General features: G+C 72.6%; 16 protein-coding genes and 2 pseudogenes. 11 read left to right on the top strand and 7 right to left on the bottom strand.

The annotated features are described in order from the left end of the window. Nucleotides 1–10 precede the first annotated feature (10 nt). Nucleotides 11–2,854, top strand: coding sequence for an alpha/beta hydrolase family protein (locus tag MRBLMG1_RS02025; RefSeq protein ID WP_367820032.1), 2,844 nt, complete (start codon nucleotides 11–13; stop codon nucleotides 2,852–2,854). Between the two features lie 85 nt (nucleotides 2,855–2,939). Here MRBLMG1_RS02025 and MRBLMG1_RS02020 read toward each other — a convergent pair whose 3' ends face one another. The 5 genes from MRBLMG1_RS02020 to MRBLMG1_RS02000 form a co-directional block, all read right to left on the bottom strand. Then, complete coding sequence (locus MRBLMG1_RS02020) at nucleotides 2,940–4,262, bottom strand: glycoside hydrolase family 6 protein (protein ID WP_367820030.1); 1,323 nt, start codon at nucleotides 4,260–4,262, stop codon at nucleotides 2,940–2,942. Between the two features lie 194 nt (nucleotides 4,263–4,456). Beyond that, complete coding sequence (locus tag MRBLMG1_RS02015; protein WP_367820028.1) at nucleotides 4,457–5,719, bottom strand: FAD-dependent monooxygenase; 1,263 nt, start codon at nucleotides 5,717–5,719, stop codon at nucleotides 4,457–4,459. 234 nt (nucleotides 5,720–5,953) lie between these two features. Further along, a complete protein-coding gene (gene pntB / locus MRBLMG1_RS02010) occupies nucleotides 5,954–7,372 on the bottom strand; it encodes a Re/Si-specific NAD(P)(+) transhydrogenase subunit beta (RefSeq protein WP_367820026.1) in 1,419 nt (472 codons plus the stop codon). 1 nt (nucleotide 7,373) lies between these two features. Next, nucleotides 7,374–8,900 carry a Re/Si-specific NAD(P)(+) transhydrogenase subunit alpha gene (locus tag MRBLMG1_RS02005; protein ID WP_367820024.1) on the bottom strand — a complete coding sequence of 509 codons (1,527 nt, stop codon included), beginning with the start codon at nucleotides 8,898–8,900 and terminating at the stop codon, nucleotides 7,374–7,376. 434 nt (nucleotides 8,901–9,334) lie between these two features. Continuing rightward, entirely contained in the window at nucleotides 9,335–11,887 is a 2,553-nt protein-coding gene (locus tag MRBLMG1_RS02000; RefSeq protein ID WP_367820023.1) for a discoidin domain-containing protein, read from the bottom strand. Between the two features lie 676 nt (nucleotides 11,888–12,563). On the opposite strand from MRBLMG1_RS02000, the pseudogene MRBLMG1_RS01995 reads away from it, so the two are divergent. The 6 genes and pseudogenes from MRBLMG1_RS01995 to MRBLMG1_RS01970 form a co-directional block, all read left to right on the top strand. Beyond that, nucleotides 12,564–12,933, top strand: a pseudogene (locus tag MRBLMG1_RS01995) (SDR family NAD(P)-dependent oxidoreductase); the annotation flags it as partial. Between the two features lie 85 nt (nucleotides 12,934–13,018). Beyond that, on the top strand, nucleotides 13,019–13,648 hold the full coding sequence (locus tag MRBLMG1_RS01990) for a flavodoxin family protein (RefSeq protein ID WP_367820021.1): 630 nt from the start codon (nucleotides 13,019–13,021) through the stop codon (nucleotides 13,646–13,648). A gap of 119 nt (nucleotides 13,649–13,767) precedes the next feature. After that, nucleotides 13,768–14,190: pseudogene (locus MRBLMG1_RS01985) on the top strand (SDR family oxidoreductase); the annotation flags it as partial. Continuing rightward, entirely contained in the window at nucleotides 14,187–15,188 is a 1,002-nt protein-coding gene (locus MRBLMG1_RS01980; protein ID WP_367820019.1) for a PHP domain-containing protein, read from the top strand. The pseudogene MRBLMG1_RS01985 and the gene MRBLMG1_RS01980, both read left to right, overlap by 4 nt. A 162-nt stretch (nucleotides 15,189–15,350) precedes the next feature. Continuing rightward, nucleotides 15,351–15,911: a hemerythrin domain-containing protein gene (locus MRBLMG1_RS01975; RefSeq protein ID WP_367820017.1), complete on the top strand. Its 561-nt coding sequence runs from the start codon at nucleotides 15,351–15,353 to the stop codon at nucleotides 15,909–15,911. A gap of 188 nt (nucleotides 15,912–16,099) precedes the next feature. Beyond that, complete coding sequence (locus MRBLMG1_RS01970; RefSeq protein ID WP_367820015.1) at nucleotides 16,100–16,603, top strand: hypothetical protein; 504 nt, start codon at nucleotides 16,100–16,102, stop codon at nucleotides 16,601–16,603. 282 nt (nucleotides 16,604–16,885) lie between these two features. Here MRBLMG1_RS01970 and MRBLMG1_RS01965 read toward each other — a convergent pair whose 3' ends face one another. Next, nucleotides 16,886–18,355: an aminotransferase class I/II-fold pyridoxal phosphate-dependent enzyme gene (locus MRBLMG1_RS01965; protein ID WP_367820014.1), complete on the bottom strand. Its 1,470-nt coding sequence runs from the start codon at nucleotides 18,353–18,355 to the stop codon at nucleotides 16,886–16,888. Nucleotides 18,356–18,590: 235 nt separating this feature from the next. Here MRBLMG1_RS01965 and MRBLMG1_RS01960 point away from each other — a divergent pair, with 235 nt between their 5' ends. Continuing rightward, nucleotides 18,591–18,827 carry an ANTAR domain-containing protein gene (locus MRBLMG1_RS01960; protein WP_367820012.1) on the top strand — a complete coding sequence of 79 codons (237 nt, stop codon included), beginning with the start codon at nucleotides 18,591–18,593 and terminating at the stop codon, nucleotides 18,825–18,827. A gap of 214 nt (nucleotides 18,828–19,041) precedes the next feature. Here the strand turns inward: MRBLMG1_RS01960 and MRBLMG1_RS01955 are convergent, their stop codons facing one another. Further along, a complete protein-coding gene (locus tag MRBLMG1_RS01955) occupies nucleotides 19,042–19,455 on the bottom strand; it encodes a CBS domain-containing protein (RefSeq protein WP_367820010.1) in 414 nt (137 codons plus the stop codon). Between the two features lie 456 nt (nucleotides 19,456–19,911). On the opposite strand from MRBLMG1_RS01955, the gene ligD (MRBLMG1_RS01950) reads away from it, so the two are divergent. Genes ligD (MRBLMG1_RS01950) through MRBLMG1_RS01940 form a run of 3 tightly spaced genes read left to right on the top strand, consistent with a single transcriptional unit; the run spans nucleotide 19,912 to nucleotide 22,510 of the window. Next, on the top strand, nucleotides 19,912–20,925 hold the full coding sequence (gene ligD, locus MRBLMG1_RS01950) for a non-homologous end-joining DNA ligase (protein WP_367820009.1): 1,014 nt from the start codon (nucleotides 19,912–19,914) through the stop codon (nucleotides 20,923–20,925). Next, nucleotides 20,922–21,866: a non-homologous end-joining DNA ligase gene (ligD, locus tag MRBLMG1_RS01945; RefSeq protein ID WP_367820007.1), complete on the top strand. Its 945-nt coding sequence runs from the start codon at nucleotides 20,922–20,924 to the stop codon at nucleotides 21,864–21,866. The genes ligD (MRBLMG1_RS01950) and ligD (MRBLMG1_RS01945) overlap by 4 nt, the downstream gene beginning before the upstream one ends. After that, nucleotides 21,863–22,510 carry an endonuclease gene (locus MRBLMG1_RS01940; RefSeq protein WP_367820006.1) on the top strand — a complete coding sequence of 216 codons (648 nt, stop codon included), beginning with the start codon at nucleotides 21,863–21,865 and terminating at the stop codon, nucleotides 22,508–22,510. Before ligD (MRBLMG1_RS01945) ends, MRBLMG1_RS01940 begins: the two co-directional genes overlap by 4 nt. Nucleotides 22,511–22,703 lie beyond the last annotated feature (193 nt).

The following is a 22,703-nucleotide window of genomic DNA, read 5'->3' as shown; positions in this document are numbered from 1 at the left end:
GAAGACCGCTTTGATACGTGTCACACGCGCCGCGGCCACCGCCGCGGCGTTACTCGCACTGGCGGCGGTGTCGCCCGGACCGGCCTTCGCGCAGGCGCCGCCCGGGGAGCCGTCGACGACCCTCGCGAGCCGCTACGGGGACCTCCGACTCCCCGAGGGCTGGAAGGTCACCGGAGCAGGTGCGGGCAGGCAGCTGGTCTGGACGTCACCCGAGCCCGTGCCCATGGGCGACGCCCGGGTCGAGTTCCAGGCGGGCGACCGGCTGCTCGGCCACCCGACCGCGCAGCCGGACGGCCGTACCTTCCGACTGCCCCTGGGGGCCATCCGCCTCGACGAGGGGACGCGACTGCGGGTGACGGCGGGCGGGCGACCCCTGGGCGGGGTCGCGCCGAGCGGCGCGGCACGACTCCGCCCCGCCACTCCCGCCACTCCCGCCACTCCCACCACCCCGGCCGCCCCGGCCGCCCCGGCCGCCCTGCCGGAGGCACCGCTGCCGGTCAACGCGGTCGACCCCGGGAAGCCCGGGCGCTACCGGACGGTCAAGGGCTCGTACGACCTCGCCTCCGTACGCCTGCCGGGATACCCGGAGCCGATCGAGATGCGCGCCACCGTGGTGGGACCCGCCGACGCACCGGGGAAGCGGCCCGTGGCGCTGTTCCTGCACGGCCGCCACGCGACCTGCTACGCCCCCGGAACCGACGAGATGAACGGCTCGTGGCCCTGCGCAGCGGGGACGCGGCCGGTGCCGAGCCACGAGGGGTACCTGCGCGCGCAGCGGCTCCTCGCCTCGCAGGGGTACGTCACCCTCTCCATATCCGCCAACGGCATCAACGGGCAGGACTTCCGCGCCGAGGACGCCGGCGCGCAGGCCCGCTCGTCCTTGGTGCGCCTGCACCTGGCGCGCTGGGCGGAGTGGTCCGCGCACCGCGCCGGCGCCCCGGCTGCCGTGCGCGCCACCTCGCCCGCGGACCTCTCGCGCGTGCTGCTCGTCGGCCACTCCCGGGGCGGCGAGGGCGTCAACCGGGCCGCGGTCGACAGCCTGACCCCGCCGCCCGCGGGCGAGGACGGCTACCGGGGCCCCGTGCGGTGGACGATCCGCGGCACCGTACCGATCGGACCCACGATCTTCGGCCGCAACCCGGCCCCCGACGTGCCCTCCATGACGATCCTGCCGGGCTGCGACGGCGACGTCTCCGACCTCCAGGGCCAGAACTTCGTCGACGGCACGCGCGGTGTCAGCCGGGGCAGCGCCCTGCACAGCGCGGTCTACATGGTCGGCGCCAACCACAACTACTTCAACAGCGAGTGGACGCCGGGGCAGGCCAAGGCCCCCGCCTTCGACGACTTCTCGTCCGAGGACGGCATCGACCCGGTCTGCTCCCCCGGCGCGGCGACGCGCCTCACCGCCACCCGGCAGCAGGCCGCCGGCGCGACCTACATAGCCGCCGCGGCCCGGCTGTTCGTCGGCGGTGACGACACGGTCCGTCCGCTGCTCGACGGCACCGGCCGCCGCGCGCCGTCGGCCGGCCCGGTCCGGGTCCTCGCCCACGCCGTCGGTGGGAACCGCACCCCCGCCTTCCTGCCGGACTCCGCGGTGACCGCCTCCGGCGCCGGCCGGATCTGCGCGCAGGTCGACACCGACGCCACCCGTTCCTGCCTCTCCCCCGAGGAGTCCGGCCGGTCTCCCCACTTCGCGTCCTGGGAGGCCTCCACCGAACCCGGCCGCGACGCCGTCGCGCTCCAGTGGGCGAACCCGGGCTCCCGCGCCACGGTCCGCTCCGCGCGCCCGGTCTCCCTGGCCGGTTCCGACGCCCTGGCCCTGCGGCTCATCGTCCCGCCCAACAGCACGGGGACCACGCTCGACGTCGCCGTCACCGACGCCTCGGGCCGCCGCGCGTCCCTGGGCCGTACCCGAGTCGACGGACTGCCCGGCACCGAGCGGACCGCGTCCTACTGGGCGCGCGAGGTCCGGGTGCCGCTGACCCCCGCGGCCCGCTCCGGCCTGGACCTGAAGCGCGTCACCAGCCTCGACCTGACGCCCGGCGGCGGCACCGGCCGCGCCTGGCTGATGGACGCCTGGGGCTGGCGCCCCGGCACGCCGGCGGCACGCCCGGCCGCCCTCACCCGTGTCGACCTCGGCCGGCTGACGGTGAAGGAGGGCGACGCCGGGGTCCGCACCTACCGCGTACCGGTCCAGGTCTCCGGCCGGGGCAGCGGCCAGGTCCGCCTGTTCCTCCCCGATCCGGACACGGGTGCGGTCGCCTCCCGCACGGTGACGGTTCGCCCGGGGCGCCATGACCTCGACATCCCGATCGAGGTCCGGGGCAACACCCGTTACGGCTACGACCTGTGGCACACCGCCTTCGTGAAGGCCGTGCGCGGCACCGTGGTCGGCTCCCACCGGGGCGGTGTCACCGCCCTGAACGACGACACCATGCCGACCGTGACCCTGACCCCCGTCGCCGACGACGTCACCGAGGGCTCCTCCCTGACCTGGCGCGTCTCCCTCTCCACCGCCGCCGACATCGACGTCTTCGGCAACGTCTCCTTCCTGCCCGTCACCACGGGCACCGAACTGTCCACCGCAGACGTCGACCCCGCCTGGCTCGAACGCCAGCTCGGCCACGTCCCCGACCCCGTCGTCTCCCTCTCGGAGGCCGCCGCCTCCTCCGGCCTCGCCCTCGGCGTGAACATCCCCGCCGGGCAGACGAGCACCGAGGTCACCGTGCCCACCGTCCGCGACGCCCTGGCCGAGCCGGCCGAGTCGCTGCGCGCCGCCCTGACCACCTACGACGGCTCCTGGGAGCCCGTACCCGGCCCGGAGTTCACGGGAACGGTGCGGGAGGCGCCGTGACCTGACACGACGGGGCCGTTCCGGAGTGATCCGGAACGGCCCCGAGCCCGTCCTCGGCGGCTCCGCGCGAGCCGCCGCCACGCGTTCACCCCCGGGCGCGCGCGAACGGACCCCTCGCCGGAAGCGGCGGCTGTGCGAGACGTACGAGCTCCAGCGCCTGCTCGGGGAACCAGTGGCCGGCGGCGGGATCGACCGTGCCGCGTTCGGGGTCCTCGGGGCCGGCGGTGCCGCGCAGGCAGAGGCCGTCCGACTCGCCGGGGATCTTGATCCAGAGCTTGGCGTCGTACAGCGGGTCGCCGGTGGCGGTGGTCGGCCGGTCGCCGAGCCCGCGGCCGGGCGGGTTGCACCAGTCCTGCGCGTCGGTGTACTTGCCGGCCGGCGCGGTCCACGGGCCGAGGCCGTTGCGGCTCGTGTCCGTGACGAAGTGCTTCCTCCGCGACTCGGGCGTCGTCACGTGCTCCGCGATCCACGCCTCGGCTTCCGCGCGCGGCCGGTACTGGTCGGGGCAGTCGGCGGCGGCACCGCCGTCCTCCACGTAGCCGACGCAGGCGGAGATCAGCGTCCCGTACCAGTGACTGTCCTCCTCCGTACGGTAGTTGGAGACGTTGGTGAAGAATCCGGTGGCGTCGCCGACACCGGCGCGGATCAGGCGCGGCACGATGGAGCCGACGCTGTGCCAGCCCGGGTGACCGGTGTCGAGGTAGACCTTGGCCCGGGCGAGCCCGCCCAGGGTCTCGACGGCGTAACGCACCTCGCTGTAGCGGGCGGTGGTCCTGGTGCCCTGGGCGTCGTCCTGGCCGCAGTCGGCGGGCAGCAGCGCGAGCGAGTCGGGCTCCAGGACGATCATGGCCTCGTGGCCGCCCACCCCCCGCGCCACGGCGTCCACCCAGGCCTGGTACTCGGCCGTCGTCGACGCGCCGCCGCCCGAGTAGTTCGAGCAGTCGCGGCCCGGCACGTTGTACAAGGCGAGCACGGGAACGGCCCCCTTGCGGGCGGCGTCCCGGACGACCGCCCGGGCCTGGCTCTCGACCTCGGCCGGGGCCTGATCGCCGTACCAGACGGCCTGCGGCGTACGCACCATGGCGAGGATCCCGGCCGCCTCCGCGTACCGCCCGCCCCGCACGAGTCCGGCCACCTGCTCGTACGCCTCCGGGTTGGACTTCGGCGTGTAGAGGCGGCCCCCGTGGGATCCGGAGGCGCCCACCGCCGTGTCCGCGCCGGCGGGTTGAAGCCCCGTCAGCAGGGCGGCGGCGAGAGCCAGGGGCAGCGCGAGTGCGCGGGCTGCGGTTCTGCGGCGCATGGGAAGGTTGACCTCCGTCGACGGCACGATCGGGTGGGTCTCCCGGTCCGCCGCGAGCGACTCGGACGGATGGGAGCGCTCCCATGAGCCTCCCGGAGGCTGTGGCACGACGTCAAGAGTCGTGCACCGGACGGCCGATGACGTCCGGGCATCGACCGGGACGGACACACCCCGGCGACGGGCGGGGACGGGGACGAGCCCCGCCCGTCGCGACCCGGCAGGATGAGTCCGGCACCGCGCGCTCGCACCCACCCCTGGTGCCGGCGTGCCACGACGTGGGTGCGGGTGCGCCTACGCGGTGCTCAGTCTGGCAGGCGGAAGCCGTCGAACAGGTCGTCCATGCCGCGCAGGGCGAGGCGGGTGGGCGTGGCGCGGACCGCGAGGTCGCGGGCCGCCACGGCGATCGGATGGCGGAGGGCGCCCAGGCGGCCGACGCGGCGGGCCCGGACGCGGACGGCGTCGGTGCGGTCGCGGCGGGCGGTGGTGTAGGCGGCGAGAGCGGCCGGGACGGCGTCCGGGTGGTCGGCGCTGTCGGGTCCCCCGTCACTGCCGGCTCTCTCGCCACCGCTGTCACTGCCGTCGTTGCCGGCACCGGTGTGGCCGTCACGGCCGTCCCCTGCGGGCAGGAGGTGGGCGAGGATGACCGCGTCCTCGATGGCCTGGCAGCCGCCCTGGCCGAGGTTCGGGGCCATGGCGTGGGCGGCGTCGCCGAGCCAGGCGATCCGGCCGTGGTGCAGACGCGGGAGCGGGGCGGCCAGTTCGTGGAGGTCGTGGCGGAGGACGTCGGTGGCGTCCAGGAGGTCGACGCGGTCGAGGAGGGCCGGGATCGGGTCGTGCCACGAGCCGAAACGGCGGCGGAGTTCGGTGCGCGGGTCGTCGAACCGGTGGCCGGCCGGCACGGCGGCGGTGGCGTAGAGGTAGAACCGGCCGTCGGTGAGCGGGGTCACGCCGAACCGCCCGCCCCTCCCCCAGGTCTCGCTCATCGCCTGGATCCCCAGGTCCGGGGCCTCCACGAGGGCCCGCCAGGCGGTCTCGCCGATGTAGCTCAGGCCGGGGTGGGCGGGGAAGTAGGCGCGGCGCAGCGGGCTGTGGATCCCGTCGGCGGCGACCACCACGTCGGCGGGCAGGTCCGGGCCCCCGTCCGTACGTACGACCGGTCGGCTCCCGGCGTCGTCGACGGCGGTCACCGTGGTGCCGTAGCGGAGGGCCTCCGTCGGCAGGCCCTCGGCCAGGGCGATGGTGAGGGCCGGGCGCGGGACGGCGATCGGGGGCATCCCGTATCGCGCCGCCAGCTCGGCGGTGCCGGTCCGGGTGAGCCACCGGCCGTCGGCGCGGCGCACGCCCATGGTGGCGGGTACGGCGCTGCCGGTGACCCTGGTGACGTCGACGCCGATGGCGTGGAGGGCACGCAGCGCGTTGGGCGCGAGGCCGATGCCGGCGCCGGTGACGGGGGCTTCGGGGGCGCGTTCGCACACGGTGACGCTCCATCCGCGGCGGTGCAGGGCCACGGCCGCCGTGAGCCCCCCTATCCCGGCTCCGACCACGACCACGCGACGCCTCGGCATGACGCTGCTCTCTCTCCCCGTAGGACTTCCCGTACGGCGTTCCGTACCGCTTTCCCTACGACGTCCCGTACCGCTTTCCGTACGGCGTTCCGTACGGCGTTCCGTAAGACGGTAAGGGCACTGGTGGCGGCCCGGCAGGGCGACGCCCGGGGCGCTGGTCGCGCGCCCCGGGCGTCGTCGGTCGCCGGTGGTCCGGTCCGTGGGTCGGAGGGCGCCGACTCAGAGGGCGCCGGCTCAGAGCGCGCCGACGATGTCCTCGACGCGGTCCTTGGCGTCGCCGAAGAGCATGGAGGTGTTCTCGCGGAAGAAGAGCGGGTTCTGGACTCCCGCGTAGCCGGAGGCCATGGAGCGCTTGAAGACGATGACCTTGCCCGCTTCCCAGACGGTGAGCACGGGCATGCCGGCGATGGGGCTGCTGGGGTCGTCCGCGCCGGCCGGGTTGACGGTGTCGTTGGCGCCGATGACGAGGACGACGTCGGTCTCGGCGAAGTCGTCGTTGATCTCGTCCATTTCGAGGACGATGTCGTAGGGCACCTTGGCCTCGGCGAGGAGCACGTTCATGTGGCCGGGGAGGCGGCCGGCGACGGGGTGGATGCCGAAGCGGACGTCGACGCCCTTCGCACGGAGCTTCGAGGTGAGTTCCGCGACCGGGTACTGGGCCTGGGCGACGGCCATGCCGTAGCCGGGCGTGATGACCACGGACCGGGCGGAGCCGAGGAGTTCGGCGGCGCCCTGGGCGGTGATCTCCGTGTGATCGCCGTAGTCGACGTCCGAGCCCGAGGGTGCCTCGATGCCGAAGCCGCCGGCGATCACGGAGACGAAGGAGCGGTTCATCGCCTTGCACATGATGTAGGAGAGGTAGGCACCGGAGGAGCCGACCAGTGCGCCGGTGATGATGAGCAGGTCGTTGCCGAGGAGGAAGCCGGAGGCCGCGGCGGCCCATCCGGAGTAGCTGTTGAGCATCGAGACCACGACCGGCATGTCTCCGCCGCCGATCGAGGCCACCAGGTGCCAGCCGAGTGCCAGTGCGACGACGGTCACCGCGACCAGCAGCCACAGCTCCGGCGCGATGACGAACCAGACCGTGAGGGCGACGAAGAGTCCCAGCGCGCCGAGGTTCAGGGCGTTCTTGCCCGGCAGGACCAGCGGCTTGGAGTCGATCCGCGCCGAGAGCTTCAGGTTGGCCACGATCGAGCCGGTGAAGGTCACCGCGCCGATGAAGACGCCGACGAACACCTCGGCGTGGTGGATGCCGAGGGTGCCGAGCGCGTCCAGGGCGGCCGCTTCGGGGCCGTGGGGGTGGTGCTCGACGTTCAGGTAGCCGTTCCAGCTGACCAGGACGGCCGCGAGGCCGACGAAGGAGTGCAGCAGCGCGATCAGTTCGGGCATGCCCGTCATCTCGACGCCGCGGGCACGCTGGAGGCCGATCAGTGCGCCGACCGCCATCGCCAGGCCCATCAGGCCCAGGCCCGCGGTGCTGACGTCGCCGTCCACCGCGAGCACGACCGACGCGACCAGCGCGACGCCCATGCCGAGCATGCCGAAGGCGTTGCCGAGCCGTGCCGACTCGTGCTTGGAGAGTCCGGCCAGCGCCAGAATGAACAGCAACGCGGCAACGAGGTAGGCCGCTTGCGCGGCGAGAGTCGCAGACATGTCAGCTCCTGTTGAACATGGCGAGCATGCGACGCGTCACCGCGAAGCCGCCGAAGACGTTGATACTGGCCAGAAGGATCGCCACGAACGACAGCACCGTGACCGCGGTGCTCGAATGCCCGATCTGCAGCAGCGCGCCGACGACGATGATCCCGGAGATCGCGTTCGTCACCGACATCAGCGGCGTGTGCAGGGCGTGGTGCACGTGACCGATGACGTAGTAGCCGATCACGATCGCGAGCACGAAGACGGTGAGGTGGGGCAGCAGCGCCGCGGGCGCGAACGCGGCGGCGAGGAACAGCGCGAGGGCGCCGAGCGCCACCCCGGCGAACCGCCGCGCCGGCGTCATCGGCGCCTTCTTCGGCTTCGCCGGCTCCGCGGCGGCCGCGGGGGCGGCGGCCGGGGCCGCCGAGACCTGCACCGGCGGGGGCGGCCAGGCCGACTCGCCCGCGCGTACGACGGTGATCGAGCGCTGCACCGGGTCGTCCCAGTCGAGGACGAGCGACCCGTCCTTCTCGGGCGTCATCAGCTTCAGCAGGTTCACGAGGTTCGTGCCGTACAGCTGCGAGGCCTGGGCGGGCAGCCGGCCCGCGAGATCGGTGTAGCCGATGATCGTCACGCCGTTCTCCGTGACGACCTTCTCGCCCGCCACCGTGCCCACCACGTTCCCGCCGTTGGCGGCGGCCATGTCCACGATCACCGAGCCCGGCTTCATGCCGGCCACCATCTCCGCGGTGATCAGCGTGGGCGCGGGGCGCCCGGGGATCAGCGCGGTGGTGATGACGATGTCGACCTCACGGCACTGCGCGCCGTAGAGCTCGACCTCGCGCGCCTTGTAGTCGTCGCCCATCTCCTTGGCGTAACCGGTCTTCGAGACCTCGACCTCGGGGGACGCGATCGACAGGTACTCACCGCCCAGCGACCGCACCTGGTCCGCGACTTCGGGTCGCGGATCGGTCGCCCGCACGATCGCGCCGAGCGACCCGGCCGCGCCGATCGCCGCGAGACCCGCGACGCCCGCGCCCGCGACCAGGACCTTCGCCGGCGGCACCTTGCCCGCCGCGGTCACCTGGCCGGTGAAGAAGCGCCCGAACGCGTGCGCCGCTTCCACCACGGCCCGGTAGCCGGCGATGTTCGCCATGGACGACAGCACATCCATGGACTGCGCCCGGCTGATGCGCGGCACGGCGTCCATCGACAGGGCGGTGAACGGCCGGCGGCCCAGATCCTCCACCATCGCGGGGTCGAACGCCGGCGCGAACAGGGCGATCACCGTCGCCTCCGACCGCACGTCGTCGAGCTGGGCCGGGCTCGGGGCGTTGACGCCCAGCACCACGTCCGCGGTCGACGCCTCGCCGATGCGTGCGCCGGCGGCCTCGTAGGCGCTGTCGGTGAAGCCCGCCGCGACGCCGGCACCCGAGTCGACGACCACGTCGTACCCCAGTTTGCGGATCGGCTCGATCGTGGCAGGCGTCGCCGAGACACGGTTCTCACCCGCCCGCGCTTCCTTGAGGACTCCGACAATCACGAGAATTCTCCGTTCGCTGGTGTTGCCGTCAGCGGCCTGCCACGACCTCGACTCCGGTTCGGGTTCAGCCCCGATCAGAATCGGGGCACCGCGCCCCGACCGGAAGCGCCACAGCCGTGATCAATGCCACACCACATCACCTGGTCTCCGCGAGTGGCTACGCCGCAGATACTCCCAGCTCACCGAGGGAAGCGCGGTGGAGTACGCCCTCAGTTCACTCCCTCACGCCCCCAGGCTCTGGACGCCGGCCTCGGCCACCGTGTAGGTGGTCCGGCCTCGGTGCCGGCCGGGGCGGGAGCGAGGTCATCGGGCGGCGGGCCTCCTCGGCGGCCGCGGCGACCGGGCCCGAAGCCGGCGCGTCGGGGCCGGGTACGACAGCGGCGCCCGGCCCCGGCGGGTGGTCCCGGCCGGGGTCGGACGCCGCTGACTGTCTGTCAGGAGACGGTGAGGAAACGGGCGGTGCTCGGCACCCCTCGGTCGTCCAGGGCGAAGAGCATGTACGTGCCCGGCAGGACCACGCCCTTGTCGGCCGGGATGGACACCGTGTACGTGCCGGTCCCGGCGGCCGTGGAGGCCAGCGGGACCCGCCGCTGGTCGTTGTCCGTGGAGTGGGTCGCGGCCGCGGCCCGCATCAGGACGAAGGAGGCGACCTGCCCCTCGGTGGCGACGGTGAGCGAGGTCCCGGCGGCGGCCCGGGGCGGTACGCCGCCGGTGATGACGGGCCGCGGCTTGGGCGAGCCGTCCGCGTTGAGCAGGTACGGCGGTGTGAACACGGCCCCGTCGGCGTGGTTGGTGGCGCAGTCACCGCACAGGCCGCCGCCGCCTGAGAAGATCCGCCCGTCGGGCAGCAGGTTCGCCACGCTGTGGTAGTTGCGGGGTACGGCCATGGTGGCGAGCGGGGTGAAGCGTCCGGTCGCCGGGTCCCACAGTTCGGGGGTCAGCACGGACGTGGCGTCGCTGAACGGCACGGGGTACGCCTGGCCGCCGAACACGGCGACCTTGCCGTCGGGCAGGACGACGCTGTTGCCGAAGGCGCGGGCGTGGTCCATGTCGCCCGTGCGCGCGGACCTGACCTGGTCGCCGTCGACGCTCACGGTGTACGCGCGGCGGGTGGCGGGCGTCTTCTCGTAGGCGGGCGAGCCGCCCAGGGTGAGGAGCTTGCCGATGTCGTACGGGACGGCGTTGCCGGTCATGGCGTCCTGGCTGTCGGCCCGGGGCCCGGCGGAGGTGATGCTCCCGCTCCCGCCGGTCGTGATCCAGTTCATCTGCTTGCTCGGGCCCAGCTGGAGCACCTTGCCGCCCGAGGTGGCGTACAGCCACATGTGGTTGTCGGCGCGGTAGGCGCCGGCCGGGTCGGCCGTGAGCGCGGGGGCGGCGGGGACGCCGGGGAGCTTGCGCCAGGTGCGGGTGTCCGGGGACCAGACCTCGCCGGCCTTGTCGCCCGTGGCGCCGCTCCAGGATCCGCCGAGGACGAAGGCCTCGCCGGTGGAGAGCAGGGTCATGGCCTGGTAGCCGCGGGCGGTGTTCATGTCGGTGGTCGCCGACCAGGCATCGGTGGCCGGGTCGTAGATGCTCGCCTTCTCCGCGTTGCTGCCGCCGGTGACGAGGACCCGGCCGTCGGCGAGCATCGCTATGCCCGGGCAGAACATGTCGTGGCCGGTGTTTTCGATGCGGCGCTGGGTGACCCGGCCCGTCTTCAGGTCCAGGATCGCCGTCTGGGTGTAGCCGTTGCTGCCGCCGAAGCGGTCGATCGCGTACGCCGACCAGGCCAGGAGCTTGTCGCCCGGCAGGACGGCGGTGGCCACCGGCACCAGGGGGAAGCCGGTGATCCGGCTCCACGAGCCGTGGGCGGCCGGGTCGGCCGGTCCGCTGAGGCGTATCTCGGCGGCGGAGGTCCAGGGCCCGCGGTTGCCGGCCTCGCCGGTCACGCTCAGGCGTATGTAGCGGGCGTTGCCGGTGCGGGTGAAGGTGGCGGTCTTGACGGTGTCGTCGTCGCGCCAGGTGCCCGCGGAGACCGGTGCGCCGAAGGTGGTCCCGTCGGTGCTGGTGGTGACGGTGTACGCGCCCGCGCGCCCGTTCACGCCGTCCTTGCGGGGCTGGTACACCAGGGCGGAGACGGCCGCCGTGCGGTGCATGTCGATGGTGACGCTGTGCGGCAGCGGGGCCGGGGTCCCGGACCACCTGCTGTGCCAGATGGTGGCGGCGTCGCCGTCGAGGACGTTGACCGCGCGGCCGTTCTCCTTGGTGGTCTCCTCGTCGCTCGCCGTGGCCGTCCATCCGGTCCGGGGCAGGTCGACGGTGGCCGCCGGGGTTCCGGGGTCGCCGAGCAGGTTCAGCTCCGCGGCGGAGCTCCACGGGCCGCGGTTGCCGGCTTCGGTGACGGCGGTGAGCCGGACGAACCGCGCGCCCTGCGGCGCGAATCCGAGGGTCTTGGCGCTGCCGTCGTCCGCGAGCGTGCCCGTGGCGACCGGACTGCCCCAGCTCCGGCCGTCGGTGCTCACGCTGATGCTGTACTCACCGACCCGCCCGTTGATCCCGGCGGCGCGGGGCTGGTAGACGAGCGCCGACACCACCGTCGTCCGGTGCATGTCGACCGTGATGCTGTGCGGCAGCGGCGCCGGGGTGCCCGTCCACTTGCTGTGCCAGATGGTCGCCGTGTTCCCGTCGAGGACGTTGGCCGCGCGGCCGTTCTCCCCGACGGTCTCCTCGTCGCTCGCCGTGGCGGTCCATCCCGTCCGGTCGAGCACCGGAGCCGTCGGCTCCATGGCGTTCGCCGGCGCCACCCCGTGGTGCGGCGACACCTTCGCCGCCTGCGGACCGGGCACCCCCGGCGCCGGCCTCGCCGTCGGCCCGCCGCCACCCGGCCCCGTGCTCGCCACTCCCAGCCACGGGGTGACCCCGACGAGCAGCGAGCCGAGTCCGAAGGCGACGAGCAGAGGGGGGCGCCGGAACGCTCCGGCAAGGGCGCGGACGCGTCTGCGCTGCAATCGGACCTCCTGAGGGCGAACCGTGAACCGCTACGGACCCCTAGAACATAGGTCAGAACAGCTCAACTCGACCGCGAAACCAAGGAGTTGGCGCGAACCCGCACCGACCGCCCGCGGAACCGCCCCCTCCACCGGCGCAGCGCCCCCGCCGCGTCGGCGAGCCCCCGACCGGCCGGAAAAACGACACGACATCCCGTTCGGCGAAGCCGTCAAGCGGCTCTGTGCCCGCCCCACGCGGATAGCGTCGGCGATGAGGAAGAGGAAGACGACGATGCCGCACGCGACGAGGAGTGGGAGCGCTACGACCGCGCCCGCGGCATCCGCTCAGGACGTCACTCGCACTGGCGCCGATTGCACTCGTGCCTGGCACGGAGCAACGACGCAGTAGCCGAGTACCGGTTCCTCGCCCCGTGGGCCGACAGGCTGCAGAGTCGGCTCATCGCAGTCCTCGACGCCGAGCTTCGGGCCTTCGCGGCCCTCGTCCAGCCGGCCCACCTGCTGGAGGCCGCGGCCGTACGCGTTGTGCCCGCGCCCCAGTTCTCCGACGGCCCCGGCTTCGCCGGATTGGGGGCGGAGGCGGAGAAGACCTTCCGGCGAGCGTGGCACGAGTGGAGTCACCGAGCCACGTGGTCCTGACAGCGCCTGGAAGATCAGGGGTTCTCGGTGTACACCGTCGTCAGCGATGCTGCCGGGGTCGTTCCAGGCCGTGTAACGCCTCGAAGTCGTTCCTGCAGTCGTTCTCGCAGGCGCTCCAGAACGAGCTCAAGGACACGGACCTGACGGTCACGGCCTTGATGCCCGGTCCCACCGACACCGACTTCTTCCGCCGCGCCGACATGGGCGACACCAAGGTCGGCCAGGGCGAGAAGGACGATCCCACCCAGGTGGCCGAGCAAGGACTCGACGCGCTCTTCGCCGGCAAGGACAAGGTCGTTGCCGGATCGCTGAAGACCCGCGCCCAGGGGATGGCCAACAACGTCCTGCCCGACAGCCTCAAAGCAGAGGGACACCGCCGGATGGCCGAGCCCGGATCCGCTGACCAGTAGCCGTCCGCTGGGACAGACCCACCTCCACCAGCGGGTCTACGCGTGAAAGGCGGATACGGCCTGACCATGCGGGTAGCCGGACCACATGGACACCACGACCGAACACACGCCGCTGCGCGCCGTCGCGCTGGTCTGCACGCTCTCGCCGTCTCCGAAGCCGTCCAGCTCACAGCTGCTGGCCGAACAGACCATGGAAGCCCTCCCCGGTCACGGCGTCACCGGGAAGGTGATCCGGATCGCCGACCACGACGTCAAACCCGGTGTCGAGGTCGACATGGGGGAAGGTGACGCCTGGCCGGAGATCCGCGACACCATCCTGGGCTGCGACATCCTGGTCCTGTCCACGCCCATCTGGCTCGGCCACCCCTCCAGCGTCGCCCAGCGCGTCCTGGAACGTCTCGACGCCGAGCTCGGCGAGAGCGACGACGAGGGCCGCATGCTCACCTACGGCAAGGCCGCGGCCGTCTGCGTCGTCGGCAACGAGGACGGCGCCCACCACGTCAGCGCCGAACTCTTCCAGGGCCTGAACGACGTCGGCTTCTCACTCGCCCCGAACGCCGTCACCTACTGGGTCGGCGAAGCCATGCAAGGCACCGACTACCAGGACCTCGACAAGACCCCCGCGAAGACGGCGGCCACGACCAGGACCCTGGCCGCGAACACCGCGCATCTGGCCCGCTGCCTCAAGGCCGCCGACTACCCGCCCTCCACCTGACCCCCGTGAACCTGCCTGCGGAAGCAGACCGTGATGACCTCCCACGACCAGCCCCGCCTCACCGATCCGGTGTCCCTGCACGCCCGGCCCCCGTTCCCCGAGCAGAACCAGGACCATCCCGGCTCGACCGGGTGATGAAGACCAACCTGTACGGGATGTTCTGGCTCACCAAGGCAGTCCTGGCCCACATGCCGCGCGGCTCCTCGGTGATCAACACCGCCTCGGTGCAGGGCTACCAGCCCAGCCCGCACCTTCTCGACTACGCCATGACCAAGTCCGCGATCATCTCTTTCACCCACAGCCTCGCCCAGATGCTCGCCAAGCGCGGGATCCGGGTCAACGCGGTGGCGCCGGGGCCGGTCTGGACTCCGCTGATCCCCGCGACGATGCCCGACCCGACGAAGTTCGGTGAGCAGTCACCGCTGGGCCGGCCCGCGCAGCCGGCGGAGATGGCGCCCGCGTACGTCTTCCTGGCCTCCGACCAGACCTCCTACATCACCGGCGAGATCGTCAACGCCACCGGCGGAACTCCCCTGCCGTGACCCCGGACCAAGCCCTGCGCCGCATCGCCTTCCTACTCGAATGGCGCGAGGCGTCCCCGTACCGGGTGCGGGCCTTCCACACGGCAGCCGACGCCGTCCGCGACCTGCCACCGGGCCCGGTGGACGCCGCGCAGGCCGCACAGCTGCGCGGGGTGGGCCCGGTCACCGCCGAAGTGATCTCGCAGGCATCGACCGGGGCGGTACCGGCCTACCTCGCCCGCCTGCAGGCCGAGGTGGGCCTGGACGCCGAAGCGGGGTGGGACCTCGTGGCTGCGAGCGCCGGGGACTGTCACCTGCACTCCGACTGGTCGGACGGCGGCAGCCCGATCGAGGACATGGCCGCCGCCGCCCACGCCATGGGCCACCAGTGGGCCGTCCTCACCGATCACTCGCCACGGCTGACGATCGCCCATGGCCTGAGCCCGGACCGGCTGAGGAAACAACTGGACGTCGTGGCCGCCGTGAACGCACGGATGGGCCCGGACTTCCGGCTGCTCACCGGCATCGAGTGCGACATCCTCGACGACGGCTCCCTCGACCAGGACGACGACCTCCTCGGCCGGCTCGACGTCGTCGTGGCGTCCGTGCACTCCAAGCTCCGCTCGGAACCTGGACCGATGACCGCCCGCATGCTGGCCGCGGTGTGCAACCCGCGCGTCGACGTCCTGGGCCACTGCACGGGGCGGATCGTCACCGGCCGAGGCCGCCCGCAGTCCCGCTTCGACGCCGAGGCCGTGTTCGCGGCGTGCGCGCGGGCCGGCACCGCGGTGGAGATCAACTGCAGGCCCGAGCGGCGCGACCCCCCGGATGATCTGCTGCTGATGGCCGCCACCGCGGGCTGCCTCTTCGCCGTGGACACCGACGCCCACGCCCCCGAACAGCTGCACTGGCAGAGCTCGGGCTACGCACGAGCGGCCCGGATCGGCCTGGGCGCGGACCGGCTGATCACAACCTGGCCGCTCGAACAGCTGCTGACGGCCAGACGCGGTAGCCGGTGAAACACCCTCCTTATGGCCCGCGCGCCGTCCCGGCTCGACGCCGCTGCCTCCTCCGAGCGGGTGAGACTCCCGGTGCGGCCGGGCGCCCGCGGGTCGGGCGGGGAACCGATCGGGGCGGGCCAGAGCGGCCCCCACCACCCCACAAAATCGCATGGAGGAGACATGGGACACGGCGGAAACGTGATCGACGAGCTGATGGCCGACCACCGGGAGGTGGAGGAGATGTTCGCCCGGATCCAGGCCATGACCGGCACCGGGAAGGAGCTCCGCGATCTCATCGACGAGATCACCATCGAGCTGGTGCGCCACTCGGTCGCCGAGGAGCAGTACCTCTACCCGGCGGTACGCGAGCACGTGCAGGACGGCGGGCCGATGGCGGACAAGGAGATCGAGGACCACGGCCGCGTCGAGAAGATGCTCAAGCAGCTGGAGAAGATGGATACCGGCGACGCACAGATGAGCCCGCTCCTCCAGCAGCTCATGAACGAGGTCGCCGCCCACGTCCAGGACGAGGAGAGCAACCTCTTCCCGATGCTGCGGCAAGCGTGTACCCCGCAGCAGCTGGACGACCTCGGTGACAAGATCCGCCGCGCCAAGGCCATGGCACCTACCCGCCCGCACCCCGCCGCACCGAGCAGCCCCACGGCCAGCAAACTCCTCGCACCGGGAGCAGGCCTGGTCGACCGGGCCCGCGACTTCGTGACGGGCCGCGGCAAGTCCTGAGCCCCCGTCCAGGGCGACGGGCCGCAGGCACGGGTCCGACGCCCTGGACGTACGGTGACGTGCGTCATGCCGCCCGCCTGCCGCTCCGGGCTACGCTGGTCGGCCCCCAAGCGGAGCGGCGCAGCTTCGCGCCGCAGCTCGCAGGCCCGGGTCAGGGCCGGGGCGAGCACGCCCCCGAGGAAGCCGCCGTGTCCGCCGATCTCTCACCCGTCATAGCCGCCGGCACCCGCTGGCTGCTGACCGCGTTCCCGCCCGCCCCCGGCGCATTCAGCCGGGCCCTGGCCGGAGCCCAGGCCCAGCAGGCCGTCACTGTCGCCGCAGCCTTGCGGTATCCGACTGCGATCGACGCAGAGCTGCTGCATCTCCTCGGCCCCGGCGGAAGCGCGCGGCTGGACTGGCTGACGGGCGCCGATGACGGCGACGACCACGATGCCGACTGGCGGACCTGGGTCGACGAGACCGTCGTCAGCTGGGCCGCCTGCCTTCTCGCAGACCCCGCCCTCGCCGCCGACGCCCGTCACCGCGCCGACGGCGACCAGGCCGGAGAGGTCACCCGCCTCACCCGCCCCAGCGCCCAAGAACACGACGCCGCGCCCCTGCTGCGCCACCCCGACCTGCTCGAACCCATCGCCGCCCTCCACCGGGCACCGCTGCTCGACCTGCTGGACAACGAAACTGCCGCCCTGGGATAAGGCGCCCACGGCGATAGGAGAGACCGCGCGACGGCCGGGCGACCGGCCGCCGGGGTCAAGCGGCCGGTGGCCAGAAGGCCGTCAGGGTCCCGAACTCGTGGATGCCCGGGTTGTGACCGGCCAGGACGACGCACCGCAGGGCCCGCGGCTCGCACCGCTGCGCTCCCGCTCCGCCGACACCGCGGAAAGCAGGCTCGGCGTCGCGTCGTAGCGCCACTCCTCGTACACGGCGGGCGGCAGGTCCTTCGGCACCGCCGCCCGCTGATTGCGGGCCCGGCCGCGTCAGTCTTCCTCCCGCAGCACCCTGACGCTGGTGGCGCCGGTGTCCACGGCATCGGGCAGGACCATGCCGGCCTCGACTCCGGTGCGCAGGTAGCGCAAGACGTCCGTGGTCAGGCGTTCGCCCGGCAGGGCGGCGGGGATGCCGGGCGGGTAGGGAGTGAGCATCTCGGCCGCGATGCGCCCTGCGGCCCGTTCCCACGGGACCTGCTCGGTGCTCCCGAAGAACGCGTCCCGGGGCAGTACCGCCTGCTCCAGCCGGAGTTCGGCCGGCGAGGGGACGTGGACGGGCTGACCGGTGCGCAGTTGGGCTGCGTGGTCTGCGAAGTCGGTGAGTGCGGTGAGCAGGGTGGTGGCTGTGTGGTCGCTGTCGGCGTGAGTGAGCTGGGCGCTGATGCGGCGGTGGTCGCAGACGTGCAGGTTGATGCGGTGGTTGCGGCGAAGCCAGTCGGCGGCCCGGTAGCCGGTGACCTCGCAGGCGCTGATGTCGATGATGACCTGGAGGGGGTCCAGGTCGGAGGCCAAGCCGGGGCCGCAGAAGTCGGCGCGGTCATGGACGTGGAGGCCGTCGATGCGGGCGATCCGTTCGCGGACCTGACCGGCGAGGGCGAGTGCGTGGTCGTAGAGGGCTTTGCCGTTTTCGACCATCTGGCGCCGCCAGCCGTCGAGCGCCGCGTATACGAGGACGGAGGGACTGGTGGTACCGAGGAGGTCCTCGCGGCCCTTGAGGACTTCGGGCGCCACCAGATCGCCCTGGAGGTGGAAGACCGAGCTCTGCTCGATTCCGGAGCCCATCTTGTGCACCGAGGTGACGCACACGTCTGCGCCCGCGTCCATCGCCCACGTGGGCAGGTCCGGGTGGAAGGGCAAATGGGCGCCCCACGCCTCGTCGACGATCAGGGGGACACCGCGGCGGTGGCAGACCTCGGCGATCGCGGGGAGGTCCGAGCACGTCCCGTAGGGGGTGGGGGTGGTGACCAGGGCGCCCCGTGCATCGGGATGCTCGGCCAAGGCCTGGTCGATCGCCCCGGCGGACGGCGGGTGAGCCAGGTGGCGTTCGGCGTCCCATTGCGGATCGACCCAGACGGGGCGGATGCCGGACAGGACCAGCCCCGAGACCACCGACTTGTGCGCGTCCCGTCCGACCACCAGTTCCTCATGGGGGCCGGCGACCGAGAGCATCGCGGCCTTCACGGACAGCGAGCTGCCACACGTCGAGAAGAAGGCGTGCTGCGCGCCCACGGCCTCGGCCATGAGCGCCTGGGCCTCCTCGACGATGCCGTGGGAGGATGTGCGGTCGTCCAGGCCGCTGATGGCCAAAATGTCCGACTGGAAGACGGCGGCGCCCAGGACGGCACGCACACGAGGGTCTGCGCCGCGTCCTTGCTTGTGTCCCGGCGGGGTGAAGGGGGTCTGGGCGGTTGCGTGGTAGGCGGCCAGTGCGTCCAAAACGGGCGTCCTCGACTGATCCATACCTGCCCGCCTGCCCGCCGCCACGGGACGGAAACGCCGGCCCCGCACCCTCACACAGCACCTTGTGCGGGCATGCACTGCCGCATGCTCTCGTCGGCGGGATCGTGCCATGCTCTTCGTGTGACGGAGGAACCGGAGGGCCCCGCACCAGGTGATGAGCTGCGGACGATGGCGAAGGTCGTGGCCCGGCTGAGGGCCGAGCTGAGCCGGGCGCAGCAAGCCGTCGCCCTCTGCCGTGATCGAGCAGGCCAAGGGCGTGCTCATGGCCCCCCGCCGGATCAGCGCGGAGCAGGCCGGCCAAGAGCTGGCCAGACGCGCCCAGGCAAGCCGCCGTTCCCTCGCCGAAGAAGCCCGGATCGTCCTCGACCGCCTGCCTCCCGCGCCCGCGGACGATCCGGTGCCCCGGCACACATCCGAGCGGGATACGCCAGGTCACGGCTTTCATCACGCCTCCTCGGCCAGGTTTGCGTAATCCGGCGCTTCTCCAGCTCTGCGGGGCAGCGCGACTGTCCCTGTGGAAGGGGCCCCGGGCGATCGACGCTGGTGACGGCGGCCATCCCCCGCCCACCGGGAGGGCGTGCTGTGCCCCCGGGGGCGGCGGTGTGCACGCCCCCTCGCACCGCCGCCGGCCTTGGTCTGCCGATCGCCGCGGCCGCGGGGCCCTTCGGGTCGCCCGTGCGTGAGTGTCAGCTGGAGAGTGCTTCGAGGAGTTCGCCGACCTGCGGGTCGGGCAGAGAGCGGGCGACGTCGGCTTGGGCGACGACACCCACGAGAGTGTGGCCGTCGATCACGGGCAGGCGGCGGACCTTGTGCTCGGTCATGGTCCTCATGATCTCGGCGGCGTCGTCGTCGGCGCCGATGGTGACCGCCTCGCCCTGGGCGAGCTCGCCGGCCGTGCAGGTCGCGGGGTCCTTGCCTGCGCCGAGGACCTTCACGACGATGTCGCGGTCGGTGAGCATGCCCTTCAGAAGCTGGTCGCTGCCGCAGATCGGCAGCGCACCCACCCCGAGGTCGGTCATCTTCTTCGCCGCGTCCAGGATGCTGTCGTGGGCACCGATGCAGGTGGCGTCCGGCGTCATGATCTCGCGTGCGGTAGTCACGATGCGTCTCCCGAGGTTCGATCGGCCCCGCGGCCGGTCCCGGCGGCCTGGTACATGCGCGCCTGCCCTCTCCCAGGGGCGCCAAGCAGCCCGCGCCCGCGTTCTCGACATCGCGACGGCCACCTGTGAGACCGCCCCAGAGTTTCTCGGCGCCTCGTCCACGGCATTCGCGAACATCACCGGCTCACCGAAGGCGCCACGATTCTCCTGGCGGAATGGCACCGGCGCTCCTTCTGCAACGAGGGGGCAGACGGAAGGCGGCCGCGGGTGACGACGGTAATGCCGGGTAGCCGCGTTGGTAGGGCCTTCGCCCGACGGTGTGAGGAGGGTGCGATGACAGCCGAGAATTCGCTGGCCCGCTACCACCGGCGACGTGACTTCCCTGCGGTCGGTCCGTACCGGCCGGACCCTGAACCAGGTCGCGGTCGGCGCACGCCCAGGGCGGGGTGACCGCCCGTGACCCAGCCGCTGGACCGGCTTCCTCAGGAGCAGCGGCGTCTGCTGCGCTCGGCAGCCACCGCGCCGGTCACCCCCATGCTCGCCACCCTCTGTGCACGCCGTGAATTCGACGAAGGGTGGATCTTCGAACGGAAACTGGACGGCATCCGGCTACTTGCCTCGCGCCGTCGGGGAGAAACCCGGCTGCTTTCCCGTAGCGGGAAGCTCCTGAACGCCACCTACCCGGAGGTCGTCGAAGCGTTGGCGGCCCAGGGCTGCTCTGATTTCACGGTCGACGGGGAACTCGTCGCCCTGCGGCGCGGTCGTACCGACTTCGCGCTCCTGCAGCAGCGCCTGGGGCTCACCGCCCCCGAAGCCGTACGGGCCAGCGCTGTGCGCGTCACGTACTACCTGTTCGACCTGCTGCTCCTGGACGGGTACGACACGACCCAGTTGCCCCTGCGCGCCCGGAAGGCGCTGCTGCGCGACGCCTTCGGGTTCCACCCGCCGCTGCGCTTCACCCCGCACCGAAACCGTTACGACCCCGCTCTCCTCGACGATGCGTGCGCCCGCGGGTGGGAGGGCCTGATCGCCAAACGCGCCGACGCGCCGTGCGCCCACCGCCGGTCCGGCGACTGGCTCAAACTCAAGTGCTCGGGCGGCCAGGAGTTCGTCATCTGTGGATTCACCGACCCGGCCGGCCAGCGCGTCGGCTTCGGAGCGCTGCTCCTCGGATACCACCAGGACGGCCAGCTGCGCTACGCCGGCAAAGTCGGCACCGGCTATGACACCGCCCCCCTCCGCAGCCTGCGCCGCCGCCTCGACGGCCTCGAACAGGAGCAGCCGCCGCTGCCCGCCAGCGAGGTCCGGGAGCGGGCCGTCCGCTGGGTGCGCCCCGAGCTGGTCGCGCGGATCGCCTTCACCGAATGGACCACCGCCGGCCTGCTGCGCCACCCCCGCTACCTCGGACCGCGCGACGACAAGCCGGCACACGAGATCGTCCGCGAGCAACCGGCCGGGAGGGCCCGATGACCCCGAAGAAGCAGCCCACGCCATCGGCACGCATACGAACCGGCCGCCGCACCGTCGAGATCAGCCGCCCGGACAAAGGCCTCTTCCCCGGTGACGGCATCACCAAGGCCGACCTTGCGGACTATTACCGCACGGTCGCCCAGCGCATGCTGCCCCACCTGCGCGGACGGCCCCTCATGCTGGAGCGGCATCCCGACGGCATCAACGGGCCGGCCTTCATGCAGAAGGACGTCCCGGACCACTTCCCGGACTGGATCCACCGAGCCGAGCTGCCCAAAGAGAGCGGGACTGTCACCTATCTGATCTGCGACGACACCGCCACCCTCCTCTACCTCGCCGACAAGGCGTGCACCACCCCGCACCGCTTCCTGTCCAAGGCCGACCAGCCCGACCACCCGGACCGGCTGGTGTTCGACCTCGACCCGGCCAGCGACGACTTCGCCCCAGTGCGGGACGCCGCGCTCGGCCTCCACCAGCTCCTGAACGAACTGGAACTGCCGTCCCTGCTCATGGCCACGGGCTCCCGCGGCCTGCACGTCGTCGTCGCCCTCGACCGCCGCACGCCCTTCGACGACGTACGCGCCTTCGCGCGCGGTGTCGCCGGCGTGCTGGCCGCCCGCCACCCCGACCGGTTCACCACCGAGGCCCGGAAGAAAGCCCGCCGCGGCCGCCTCTACCTCGACATCGGGCGCAATGCCTACGCCCAGACCGCCGTCGCCCCCTACGCCCTCCGCGCCCGCCCCGGCGCCCCCATCGCGGCCCCGCTCGCTTGGAGCGACCTCGACGATCCGGACCTCACCGCCCGCCGCTGGACCCTCCCCACCGTCGACGGCTTGCTCAAGGAAGACCCCTGGCAGGACTCTCCCCGGCCCCGCTCCCTCCGAAAGGCCCGCGGCCTCCTCACCGCTCTGACACGTGACGAAGCGAGCCCGGCGCCATGACGAAGCAACCACGCACGACCGTACGACGGCTGCTCGACGCATACGGACAGACCCATGCCGAGGAAGCCGGCATCAAGCTGCGGAACGCACCCGCGCCCCTCTACCAATTGCTCGCCCTCTGCGTGCTCTTCTCCGTACGCATCAAGGCCGACATCGCGGTAACCGCCGCCCGCGAGCTGTTCGAGGCCGGAATGCGCACACCCTCGGCGATGGCGGACGCCTCCTGGCAGGACCGGGTGGACGCGCTCGGCCGCGCCCACTACCGCCGATACGACGAGAGCACTGCCACCGCCCTGGGCGCCGGAGCGGAACTCGTCCTCGACCGGTACCGGGGCGACCTGCGTCGGCTCCGCGATGCGGCCGACGGGGACCCCGGTCGGATCCGTGAACTGCTGCGAGAGATTCCAAGGATCGGCCCGGTGGGAGCGAACATCTTCTGCCGCGAGGCTCAAGCCGTATGGCCGGAGCTGCGCCCGTCGTTCGACGACCGAGCGCGGGAGGCCGCCTCCAAGCTCGGCCTCCCGACCTCGCCTGACGGCCTGGCCCGGCTGGTGGACACCGACACGCTGCCGAGGCTGGCAGCCGCCCTTGTCAGGGTCGAACTGTCCAAGGACGCCGCCGACGACCTCCTCAGAACGGGCTGAGCCGCACGCAGCAAAGGCGCTGGAAAGAACACGATCCGGGCGTAGGCGAAGCACCCGGCCTCCCCGCGCGGTGGGACGCCGCAGTCCTCCGGGGCAAGATCAGCGGCCAGCAGCCCGTGGGCCCAGGCGCACAGGGAGAATGGAGCCCCCTTCCGAGAAGACCCCCTTCCGCTGGTCAGCGCAGATACAACTG

It is taken from the genome of Streptomyces sp. LMG1-1-1.1 (assembly GCF_040815545.1).
Lineage (GTDB): Bacteria > Actinomycetota > Actinomycetes > Streptomycetales > Streptomycetaceae > Streptomyces.
Note: the sequence above shows the minus strand (reverse complement) of the source record. Positions and strands in the feature narration are given on the sequence as shown.